The organism is Paenibacillus sp. IHBB 3054, assembly GCF_051594305.1.
GTDB lineage: Bacteria > Bacillota > Bacilli > Paenibacillales > Paenibacillaceae > Paenibacillus_AQ.
Map to the genome: position 1 here is coordinate 33554 of NZ_JBOFBG010000011.1, position 11570 is coordinate 45123.

The 11570-nt window shown below is 48.6% G+C and carries 7 protein-coding genes; 1 reads left to right on the forward strand and 6 read right to left on the reverse strand.

Annotated elements, in window-relative coordinates; all coding sequences use genetic code 11:
• The 5 genes from ACQ76X_RS14470 to ACQ76X_RS14490 all read right to left on the reverse strand — a co-directional run bounded on the left by ACQ76X_RS14470 (position 1) and on the right by ACQ76X_RS14490 (position 7397).
• Positions 1–1104 carry a glycoside hydrolase family 88/105 protein gene (locus ACQ76X_RS14470; protein ID WP_438494755.1) on the reverse strand — a complete coding sequence of 368 codons (1104 nt, stop codon included), beginning with the start codon at positions 1102–1104 and terminating at the stop codon, positions 1–3.
• A 42-nt stretch (positions 1105–1146) separates the two neighbouring features.
• A complete protein-coding gene (locus tag ACQ76X_RS14475; protein ID WP_076114232.1) occupies positions 1147–2022 on the reverse strand; it encodes a carbohydrate ABC transporter permease in 876 nt (291 codons plus the stop codon).
• A 22-nt stretch (positions 2023–2044) separates the two neighbouring features.
• Positions 2045–3013, reverse strand: a complete 969-nt coding sequence (locus tag ACQ76X_RS14480; RefSeq protein WP_038596257.1) for an ABC transporter permease — start codon at positions 3011–3013, stop codon at positions 2045–2047.
• Between the two features lie 128 nt (positions 3014–3141).
• Positions 3142–4704, reverse strand: coding sequence for an extracellular solute-binding protein (locus tag ACQ76X_RS14485; protein WP_438494758.1), 1563 nt, complete (start codon positions 4702–4704; stop codon positions 3142–3144).
• Positions 4705–5873: 1169 nt separating this feature from the next.
• Positions 5874–7397: an extracellular solute-binding protein gene (locus tag ACQ76X_RS14490; RefSeq protein ID WP_438494760.1), complete on the reverse strand. Its 1524-nt coding sequence runs from the start codon at positions 7395–7397 to the stop codon at positions 5874–5876.
• Positions 7398–7611: 214 nt separating this feature from the next.
• On the opposite strand from ACQ76X_RS14490, the gene ACQ76X_RS14495 reads away from it, so the two are divergent.
• The gene (locus ACQ76X_RS14495) at positions 7612–9945 is read left to right on the forward strand and encodes an AraC family transcriptional regulator (RefSeq protein ID WP_438494762.1); all 2334 of its coding nucleotides are present in this window, start codon (positions 7612–7614) and stop codon (positions 9943–9945) included.
• A gap of 242 nt (positions 9946–10187) precedes the next feature.
• On the opposite strand, the gene ACQ76X_RS14500 is transcribed toward ACQ76X_RS14495, so the two are convergent.
• Positions 10188–10937 carry a hypothetical protein gene (locus ACQ76X_RS14500; protein ID WP_438494764.1) on the reverse strand — a complete coding sequence of 250 codons (750 nt, stop codon included), beginning with the start codon at positions 10935–10937 and terminating at the stop codon, positions 10188–10190.
• Positions 10938–11570 lie beyond the last annotated feature (633 nt).

Sequence of the window (11570 nt, forward strand, 5' to 3'; positions counted from 1 at the left end):
TTACCTTCTGTACAAAGACTCCATCTCCACACAAGCCATGACGAGCGCCCCCACCCCATGCAGATCATTGCTGACCTTAGGCCGGGTGACATAATTCTCATAGTCGCCAGCCGAAGTGCCGATGCAGATATCCGGCAGGATCACGCGGCCCTGATCATCCTGCTGAAGCACCGAGATCAGACCTTCATAGCCTTTTTGGGCTGCTGCCACCGCTGCTGCTTCTTCAGTAGCCAGACCCAACTTCACCGCTTTGGCGATGGTGTAGACGAACAGGCAGGACCCCGACGTTTCCAGCCAGTTATCCGGTTCATCGCCCTTATCCACGACCTGGTACCACAGTCCGCTGTCCTTATCCTGATAACGGATCAAGGCCTGCACGAATTCGCTTAGCGCAGCAGCCAGCTCCGCCCGGCCCGGTTCATCCGCTGGCAGCAGGTCCAGAAATTGCGACAACGCCAGACCGTACCAGCCCAGGGACCGGCTCCAGAACTCGGGGGAGCAGCCCGTTTCGGGATGGGCCCAAGGCATGCGCCGGCTCTCATCCCAGGCATGGTACAAGAGGCCGGTAGCTTCATCCTTCATGTATTTGCGCATCAGCTGTTCCTGATGCAGCACGGTTTGCCGCAAGCCGGCTTCCCCGTAGGCATTGGCATATTTCAGCGAGAAGACTCCGGCCATGTAGAGCCCATCAAGCCACATTTGATAAGGATACTTATCCTTGTGCCAGTATCCGCCTTCGGCGGTTCTGTTTACTGTCAGCAGCAGATTTCTCAGCTTATCGGCTGCCGTCCGGTACTTGCCCTTGCCGGTCCGTTCATGCAGCGTGAACAGCAGCAGTCCTGCCTGAACCGCATCCAGCTCATCGCGGGCAAAATAGAAATTGCCCTGATCATCCACCAGATCATCCACATATTGACCGATGTACTCCAGATAGCGGTCCTCCCGGACAGCTTCCCAGAGCAGCTCCATCCCGCACAGAAACACGCCTTGATGGTAATGCCAGCGATGTGCAGGAGGAAGCTCTCCCGCTTGATAAGTATCCATTAAAGAGTCACAGGCTTTTTTTGCCCATTCCATGGGTGTTTTCGGCAGACTGCCTATCATCTTACTACCCCTTCCAACATAAGAATACCTGACCTTTGGCAGTTAACCCTTCATTGATCCCAGCATAGCCCCTTTGGCAAAATGCTTCTGCAGGAACGGATAAACCATCAGAATCGGCAGGGTTGCCACCACGATAACGGCCATCTTGATCGTCTGATCCGGCGGCGGAACTGCAGCATCGAGCGAAGAGCTGTAATCCATCCCGCTGGCCAGCACGACAATTTGTCTCAGCAGCACCTGGATCGGCCATTTGGCGCTGTCATCCAAATACAGAATGGCACTCATATAGGTGTTCCAATACGTCACCGCATAGAACAGGGAAATTGTCGCAATCGAGGGCAAAGATAACGGCAATACAATCCGGAACAGGATGCCGAAGTCGTTGCAGCCGTCAATTTTGGCGGATTCCTCAAGACCTTCCGGGATATTCTGAAAGAAGTTTTTGAGAATAATCATGTTAAACGCACTGATTGCCGAAGGCAGAATTAGAGCCGCATAGGAATCAATCAGCCCCAGCTCCTTCACCACCAGGAACGTAGGAATCATCCCGCCGTGAAACAGCATCGTGAACACAACCAGAAAGTTAATAACGTTGCGCCCGTCCAGATCTCTTCTGGAGAGGCCATAAGCCATCAAAGCTGTTATAAACATACTGAATGCTGTACCGATGAGCGTAACCCCAATCGAAACTCCCAGCGCTCTAAAAATCGTATTCGTCGAGAAAATAAACTTGTACGCCTCAAAGCTCCATACTTTTGGAATCAGCACAAATTTGTTGGCCGCGAGCTCCGCACTGGTTGTGAAGGAGCCTGCCACCACGTGGATAAATGGAAGCACCGTCACCAGTGCAATGAGGGCCAGCAGCGTAAAGTTAACAGCAGCAAAAATCCGGCCGCCGATCGTTCTGTCTTCTACCATTTGAATTCCTCCCGCATTTCTCTCAATAAACGCCTTCTTCTCCCATTTTCTTCGATAATTTGTTGACCGACATGACCATAATGAGTCCAATCACCGATTTAAAGAAGCCGATAGCCGTACTGTAACTGAATTGTCCTTGTCTCAAACCTGCGGTATACACGTACGTATCAATAATTTCCGCCACTTCCCGGTTCATGGAGTTGAGCAGCAGATAGGCGTGTTCAAATCCAAGATCCAGCACGGAACCGATTTTCAGAATCAGCAGTGTAATAATGACGCTTCGGATCGCCGGAAGGGTAATGTGCCAGACCTGTCTCAGCCGGCCGGCTCCGTCCATGCGCGCAGCTTCGTAAAGTCCGGGATCTACAGCCGCAATGGCTGCGAGATAAATGATGGTGCCCCAGCCTGCTTCTCTCCAAATCACCTGAATGATGTACATTGGCCTGAACCAGTCGGGATTCAGCAGGAAATTCACCTTGGGAAGGCCGAAATAGACCAATAGCTCGTTAATAATTCCTCCGTCCATCGTGACCATAACGAAAGTAATGGAGACGACGATAACCCATGACATAAAGTGGGGCAGATAAACGAGTGTCTGGAACAATCTTTTGAAAAATGTGCCTCTCAGCTCATTCAGCATCAGGGCAAGGATAATCGGAATCGGAAAATAAAAGATGATATTCATTCCGAACAAAATCAGCGTATTCCCCAGGATATTGAGAAAATCCGGCTCCGCGAACAGCCGCTTGAAATGCTCAAGCCCTACCCAATTACTGCCGAGGATCCCCTGATAAGGTTTGTAATCCTGAAAGGAAATGACTAATCCGTACATTGGAAAGTATTTAAAAATAACAAAAAACAGCACTCCCGGTATCAGCATGACGTAAAGCAGTTTATTTCTCCACAGCCGCTTTTTGAGTTCACTGCTGCTTTTGTATTTTTTGGGCTCCAGCTCAGGAATTGCGCTGGGCTGAGCGGTGACTTCCTGCATAATACTCTTCCTTTCTGCTTCATAAATTGATCATCTGACTGCCGGTTTCGTATGAATCAGAAGGCTGCTGAAGCTGCTTCGGCAGCCTTCTTCACTGGGCCTTAGCCTAACCGTTCACGACTGTCATCCTATTTCTTGTATGCGGCGTTGTATTCTTCGATAATGGCTGCGCCGCCCCGGCTCTTCCAGGATTCCACTTCTTTTTCGAATCCGGCCTTGTCCAGCTGTCCATAGATATAATTGTAGGTAGCATCCGTAATAATCTGTTGAAGCTCAACGCCCTTGGAGGTGTAGGTCGCCGAATCCAGGGCAGCCGTAGGGTCAGCCACTCCGAATTTGACGTTCTCCAGCGCCAATTCATCAGCATGAATCCGGCCTGGCAGCACGTTCAAAGGTTGGTACATCCCGTTGGTTTCGTATTCACCGATAACGCTGTCCTTATAGCCTTTAACCTCGCGTTCAATCAGCTCTTTGTCATCCGCCGGTTTCGCTTTGCCGTCTTCAACGGTGTAGTGAGTGCCTTCAATCCCCCAGTACATCAGGTTGGCAACCTCAGGAGTCATCATCTTGTCAAAGAACCCCAAAATCTTCTTCAGCTCGGCTTCATCCTTGACTGCGCCTTTCGGGAAGAGTACTACGTTGTTATAGCCCGGAATCATCCATTGGGTAATCTTGCCATCCGGTCCGGCGACCATACTGTGCGCATCCAAAACGGCATCCGGGACATTCTTGATCAGATCCTTATTGAGGTTATCAATATCAGGCATGGATCCGCCGATATACAGGCCAGCTTTACCACTGGTGAACATATTTACAGCATCTGTTTTACTGGTAGCCGCGAAATCCTGGTTCATGTACTCGGAATCACGAAGCTTTTTGAAGTAGTCCATCGCATCGATATATTGCGGGAACATAAATTCCGGTGCAAGCTGGCCATCCTTCTCGCCCCAGTTGTTCGGGGTTCCGAACCAGGAGGAGATGGTTTTGAAAGCTCCGTATACCAGCTCATTCCGGTCCACAATCCCTGTGGTGTCTTTTTTGCCGTTGCCGTCAGGATCCTGTTCCGTAAAAGCCTTCGCCATGGCGAACAGCTCATCTAAATTCGCAGGTGCCTTCAGCCCCAATTTATCTGCCCAGTCCTTGCGGTAAATGATCCCTTGACGCGCCAGCGGCCGTCCGATATACACGGTGTACAGCTTGCCGTCCACTTTGGTGTTATTGAGGATTTCCGGCTTCAGCTTGTTCAGGTTCGGGAATTCCGTAAGATAAGGACCGATCTCCCAGAACTGTCCATCCTTGATCGCTTCCTTCATCTGCAGGAAGGTCGTCTGATTCTTCAAATAGGTCACCTGCGGCAATGAACCTGTGGCAAACGATGAATTCAGCTTCTCTTCATAGGTATCCGCCGGGAAAAATTGATAGGTCAGCTTCGTATTGGTCAATTTCTCCACTTCCGCTTTGATCGTGTCCGGTGGAGTCTCTGTCGTGTTCAGTGGAAGCATAATCTTAATTTCTGTCGGTTTCTCCGGCTCTGGTGCCGGTTCTGTTGTCGCGGTGTTGGTCCCTCCGCTTGTACCGGGATCTTTTGTCGCCGCTGCTTCCTTATTGTTGTTGTTGTTGCCTGAACACGCTGTCAACATGCTGAACGTTAACAATGCACTCAGGAGCAGGGTGAAGGATTTTTTCTTCATACCATTTTGACCTCCGTTTGACTTGTATTGGTTACAAGCAACACACTACAGCCTCGGCCAGGTTTCGAATACAATCATTTACTCATAATGGGGCGTTTGGGCGGGGGTTGTGAGCAAATGATTATTGGGTTATAAATGGAAATGAAAACACTGGTTTGGGGGAGTGGGATTAATCGGGATGGGAGTTTGGGATCGGTGGGATTAATCGAGTGGAGGGTATGGGGTCGGTGGGGGTAACTGCGGGGAATGTTTGGACTTCCGGTCGCTGTTATGTTTGGATTTCCTGATTTGAACCGCTCGCCGCGGTAGAAATCCAAACATAAAGGCGAACGCTGCCGCTCCTCCAGTTCCAAACTTCCCCTTCGTTACTTTCACCTCTCCGAGGGTTTTCCTTTCCATTTATATGGAAAGGGGGCAGAGTAATAACCACCGCTGGGTTCTGCGGTGGGGAACAATCGGTGGAGATTAGTCGGGCAGGAAAACCTTGAGCGGTGGGATTAATCGAGTGGATGCTATGGGATCGGTGGGGGTAACTGCGGGGAATGTTTGGACTTCCGGTCGCTGTTATGTTTGGATTTCCTGATATGAACCGCTCCCCGCGGTAGAAATCCAAACATAAAGGCGAACGCTATCGCTCCTCCAGTTCCAAACTTCCCCTTCGTTACTTTCACCTCTCCGAGGGTTTCCCTTTCCATTCATATGGAAAGGGGCAGAGTAAAAACCACCGCTGAATTCTGCGGTGGGGAGAAGTTACTTGCGATGGATGGAACTTAGGATGTGAAGCAGCTGTTAGTGGTAATAAGTTTAGGCAGATTGAACAAAGGCGTACAGGGAACAGTTAGTTGAAACGTCATGGCGTGGGCGGGGAGATTATTGGGAACATGCACAGTTACTAATGTGAGAAATCTGCAGTCTGGCGGGTCAACATGCACTGACTGTATTTTGTACAGTAGATTTGGCTCAGAAGGCTCTGGATTCGTGTTCTATTGCACTTTGTGCAGTCAAAAACCAGGAAAATGAACTAAAACGGGCTTTGAACCGGAATCTGCTGCACGAAATGCAGTAGATTCCTTTTTGAGCCCCGACTAGTGGGAATCTACTGCACATTGTGCAATCAAAGTGATAAAGGGGACAATCCAGGAGACTGGTTACCCCCCCGCCCCTCTATCCTACTTGCCCGCCTCTGCCCGGGCCTCCGCCGCGGTGTATTCCTGGATGATCAGGTTGCCGCCGCTTGTTCTCCATTTTTCCACCTGCTCGTTGAATTCCTCAACAGTGATATTGCCGATGATGTAGTTGTAGGTCGCATCTACGATAATCGTCGACAGCTCCACATTTTTCTCATCATAGGTTGGGGAGCTTAAGCGCAGGGTCGGATCATCCACGAGAAACTGTTCGTTGTCCTTGCTGAGCTGGTCGGCCAGGGCGGTCAGCTGCTCTTTTTTCTCCACTTCCATAATGTTCTTGTTGCCGAAGTCGGCGATCATCAGGGAGTAGAGCGGATTCACTTCATTTACACGCAGCTGCGAAGTCTCCTCCGGAAGAATCACCTTTCCGCCTTCCAGCTTATAATGCCGGCCCTCGAACCCGTATTTCATCAGATTGGCGACATCCCTGTCCATCGTCCGGTCAAAAAAACCAAGCACCTGTTTCAGCTCCTGCTCCGTGGCAATGGCTTTTTTGGAGAACAGGTAAAGGCCGTTGTAATTAGGGATGGACCATACTTTATATCCGTTTGGCCCCTTAATCCGGTTAATCAGTGTAAATTCAGCAGCCGGATTGATCGTCTGAGCCTCACTGGAGAGCCGCTGCACATCCGTCATACTGCCAATAAAAACACCGGCCGTTCCCCGGATAAACTTATCCCGCTGGACCTCCTTGCTGGTTAAGGCGAAATCCTGATTAATCATTTTCTCATTATATAATTTCCGCATGAAATTCATGGTGTTCATATATTCAGGAGTCACGAACTCAGGGATAAACTGATGATTCTCCAGCTTCCAGTTATTCGGAGTACCGAAATAGGAGCTGAGTGTCTTAAACACGCCGTACACGAGATCGTTGCGGTCGACCAGGCCAATGGTGTCCTGTTTGCCGTTTCCGTCCGGATCATTATATGTAAACTGCTTCATGACCTCATACAGTTCATCCAGTGTTTGCGGCTTGCTTAACTGAAGATGGTCCAGCCAGTCTTGGCGGATGATGATTCCTTGCCGGGAGGAAGGGCGCTCAGTATACAATCCATAGATTTTGCCGTCTACAGCAGCCTGGTTAAGAATCGCAGGGTCCAGCTGTTTCAAATTAGGGAATTCCTGCAGATAAGGCCCGATCTCCCAAAAGGCTTCCGAGCGGATCGCACTTTTCAGCAGATTATAATCCGTGAACTTCACAAAGGTGACTTTGCCCAGCGAATTGGTCGTCAATGCCGTATTCATTTTATCTGTGTAGACGCCTTCCGGAACCCAGGTAATGTCGAGCTTAGCCCCTGTCAGCTTCTCAAGTTCCGCCATAATATCCTTGGAGGGCTGCTGAGGGAAATGCAGAGGTGCCAGAATAGAAATGAACGGCGCGGTCTCTCCGGGACCGGTCCGGGGTGACTCGTTGTCACTGCAAGCGCTTAACAAAATGAACGAGAGCAGCAATACCAAACAGCAATATCGGCGCACCGTTCTCCCTGCAAAAACTCTGGACATCCCTGTATCCTCCTAAAAGTTTGGTTAGTACATACCTAGCATAATTACGCTCATTTCTGCAATATAACTGCTAATTATTGAATAATCTTCTATCCTAAGTAATAATTAGAGATAATGATTATTGCGGCACCAGATGATTATTGTTATTATCCTAGCTGATGAATACACTTAAATGAGGCAGTTGCTACTACCCAAGTAAAGGTGCTGAAATCCAGTGAAACACTTAAGCTTCCTGAGTAAATTAACTTTATTCGCCTTTGTCATCAGTACGCTGCCTGTGGTGTTCATTGGCTCTTTCTCCTATCTCACATCCTCCAGCGAAATTCAAAAAAATGTTAACAAAAGCAAAATGGAACTGATTTTACAAATTAACTCAAATGTAGAGCATAAGCTGACTACTGTCAACCAAACCTTAAACCAGGTTGTGAATTCTTCGGTATTAAAAAAAGCACTAAATAACCCCTTAAATGTAACCGATTTCATTTTATATAATGACTTAAGAACCGAAATCCGCAATATGCAGTCCTTTGATACAAAGCTCGAAGATGTGATCCTGTTAAATCAACGGCAAAATTGGATGATCAAAAACTCCGGCCTCTACCGCCTGAACGAATACAAGAACTATGAGCAGCTCTCCAATCTGATGAATGTGCCCGACAACACGTCTTGGGTGCTGAACCCTTCCTCGCTGTTCTACAGTGAGGAGAGCATCAATGTGACGGGCTGCGACTACAGCATCAGTCTGATTAAAAAGCTGCCGACCAACAAACTGCAAAAATACGGACTTGCCCTGGCGAATATTCCGGCCTGCAGCCTGCAGGACTTCATCAACTCGGAAGTAGATCCGCTCGACAGCATTATTGTGCTGAATGAGTCCGGCACCATACTGCTTCACCCGGACCGTTCGATGATCGGAGAGCCTGCGCAAAAGGGCGGATTTGCTGATCTTTCGCTCGTCTCCGATCTTAATAAACCTTCGGGACAATTCAAAACCGTCATGGACAAAAAGGACTATTCCGTCACTTATCTGCGTTCCCAATTGAACGGCTGGATCTATCTCTCGGTCACCTCCATTGAGAGTTTGACGAAGGAATCCAACAAAATCGGAACCTATACCCTGTATGTATGTGCCGTGATGCTGCTGCTGTCCATACTGTTCGCATGGCTCGGCTCCCGCCGCATGTACAGCCCGATCGAAAGACTGCTCAACCAGATGGGGCTGCGCAGACCCGGAATCAAATCCAGGCATACGGATGAGTTTCAGTTTATCGGCGAACAGGTGCATCATTTATTTCAGTCCAAATCACAGCTGGAGAAGGAGGTCAGCCAGCATATCCGGCAGGTCCGCACCTTTTTCCTGACCAAAGCCTTTCAGGGCAATGTCAAAAAACGCGAGCTGCTTGAAGAGCTGGAGCAATATGGCTATCACACCCAGATGGAAGAATGGAAGACGATGGCTGTAATCACGTTGAGCATCGACTTCTCTGAGGATACCAGCTATGAGAAAAAGGATCTCCATCTGCTGTTGTTTGCCGCGCATAATATGATCGAGGAACTGGTGCCCCCGGACAGCAGGCTTGCGCCTGTCATTATGGACCATGCCGTGGTGACCTTGATTGGCAGCATGGAAGGCAATGCCGAGGCTTTTCACCGTTCGCTCTATTCACTGACAGAAAATCTGCAGCAGGAGATCAATAACTACCTGAAGCTGCAGGTAAGTATTGGCCTGAGTCTGCCCTTCCATTCCTTTGATAAAATATCCATCGCCTACAGAGAAGGCCTGGAAGCTCTGAAATACCGGATTACGCTCGGCAAAGGCATCATTATCCAATACGAGAACATCAACTCCGGCAAACATTATCTGAACTTAAACTATCCTTCGCATACCGAAAATGACCTGATGGACGCCATTAAGCTGGCCGATACTGAAAAAGCGAAGGAGCTGCTGCATAAGCTGTTCAAATGTATTTTTGCGCTGGGACTGTCCCCGCAGGAGTACCAGATTCCGCTGACCCGTCTGCTCAATAATATCCTCATTATGATGCAGGAATCGGGAATTAGCCTGAACCAGATTTATCATGTGAACGGCTCCTTATTCGAAGAGCTGACCGATCTCCACATTGTAGCCGAAATCGAGGACTGGTTCTGGAGTATGGTTATTCTGCCGATGATCCGGATTTTTCACAGCCGGCAAAATGCCCAATATCACAACATTTCAGAGAAAATTATCGATATTGTCCAGCATGATTATGATAAGGATCTTACGCTGGAGGAGTGCGCTTCACGCCTTCATTACAACGCCAACTATCTCAGCAGCGTCTTCCGCAAGGAGACCCAGTATTATTTCAGTGAGTACCTGGCAATGTACCGGTTCAAAATGGCCAAAAAATGGCTGGAAGAAACCGACATGCCGATCAAGGACATTGCCGCAAGGCTCAGATACAACAATTCGCAGAATTTCATCCGCTCCTTCCGGAAGCAGGAAGGGATGACCCCCGGGCAGTACCGTGACAACGCAAGCTCCAGGGCCCAAGGCGGGACCGGATAAGTATCGGGGAACCCTCTGCCGGTTGTGAATCCTAAACAGCCAGATTTAGACAAGTGGAAACGGCTTTGCCGTCCTTTTTAAGGACGGTACCGTTTCAGCGAGAAATAGAAGGATAAGTTATCGTGTGAAACATATAAATTCTTATATTTTGACAAAAGCCGTCAACATTCCAGCAGTGTACGCTGAGGCTGACGGCTCTTTTGGATAATAGCAAAAGGTTGTTGATCCCATCGGTGTTACTTTCAGGCACTCTTGGGCTTGCGCGCTTTTCTTGCTCTTATGAACCAAATGATGGCAACTGCCAGGATCAGCACTACACCGCCACCGGCAATGACGATATTCCTGACGTTTGGCACATAAACGACCATCTCGAGCGGCTGCGAATCGGCCATTGTAATATGCCAAGTCAATGTATTTCCGTCCTGTTCGGCGGCATTGTTGGCCCCATACAAATCATAAGGAAGTGTTAATTTAAAATCGACCGCAAGGTTCTGCAGCAGCATGCGGACCAGAGATTTCGGCACGCTCAGACTTCCGATCCCGTCAATGATTTCATCCGAATAGGCATTCAGCTTCGGCTGGGCTACCACATCGTATTTGGTGTACAACCAATTATTAACCTGTTCAACCTGCGTGTCCACAATGTCCAGCTTGCCAGCGTTTGCCTGCAGGTCTTGTAGCGAAGCATAGGCTTTGAGGAATTGATATTCTGTAGATTTGCCGTTCTGGCTTTTCTTCAATTCAATCCCGGCAGCCTCCAGCCTGGTGGTCAGCACCTCTTCCAGCTTTCCGCCAACCATCGCCTCCGCACGGGAATCCAATAAAATGCTAAACGCAAGCTCCAGACTCCCATCCTTCTTCACCGTCATATGCGCCGTACCGCTGGCACAGCCGGTAAGCAGAACAAGCATCGAAATCATCAGAACCACAAAGTAACGTCTGCGCCGCCCTAACGAGGGCAGCATCGATTGCTGCTGTTGTCTTAAGTTCAATGCCGCACCTCCATTCTTCTTTTTCGTCTTTTTATGATGCTGTATATGCGATATGCGTTCATTCTAATCAATCCTCATATCCGCCCCACCAAAAGCTCTCCTTCAGTTGCACCTCTTTTTCCTTTATCCTGGCAAGTCAGCAAGTCAGCAAGTTATCCAGTATTCATCCGCCAGAATAGTTCTTCTACCGGGCAAACTATATAGATTGAACTTGTGGTTTTAGAGTACAGGATCAGTCGCAACTACGGTGAATATTTGGACTTCCGGCCGCTGTTGTCGTAAGAATTTCTTGATTTTAACCGCTATTTAGCGGTAGAAATCCGAAGACTGCTTATGCTTTCGATGCTAGCTTTCCTTCAGAAAGCTTTCAGACGGACACTACCGTTCCTCCAGTTCCAAAATCCCCCTCCGTTGCTCCTTTCCTTTATCTCAAGTTTTTAGTTCAATCTATATAGTTGTATTTTGTACAGCTAAAACCGACCGTTTCGCTGCTTTGGGGAGGTTAGTTGCACTCCATACACTTATATGAACCAAATCTAGCTAAAAACACACAAAACTATTTTTTAATTGCACAAACTGCATCTATCTCTCAAAAAAAGCAGATTCAGCCTGATATAGTTGCAGGAAATACAT

Coding starts and splice junctions, on each gene's coding strand:
- ACQ76X_RS14470 (WP_438494755.1), bottom strand. CDS start 1,104: ATGATAGGCAGTCTGCCGAAAACACCCATGGAATGGGCAAAAAAAGCC.
- ACQ76X_RS14475 (WP_076114232.1), bottom strand. CDS start 2,022: ATGGTAGAAGACAGAACGATCGGCGGCCGGATTTTTGCTGCTGTTAAC.
- ACQ76X_RS14485 (WP_438494758.1), bottom strand. CDS start 4,704: ATGAAGAAAAAATCCTTCACCCTGCTCCTGAGTGCATTGTTAACGTTC.
- ACQ76X_RS14490 (WP_438494760.1), bottom strand. CDS start 7,397: ATGTCCAGAGTTTTTGCAGGGAGAACGGTGCGCCGATATTGCTGTTTG.
- ACQ76X_RS14480 (WP_038596257.1), bottom strand. CDS start 3,013: ATGCAGGAAGTCACCGCTCAGCCCAGCGCAATTCCTGAGCTGGAGCCC.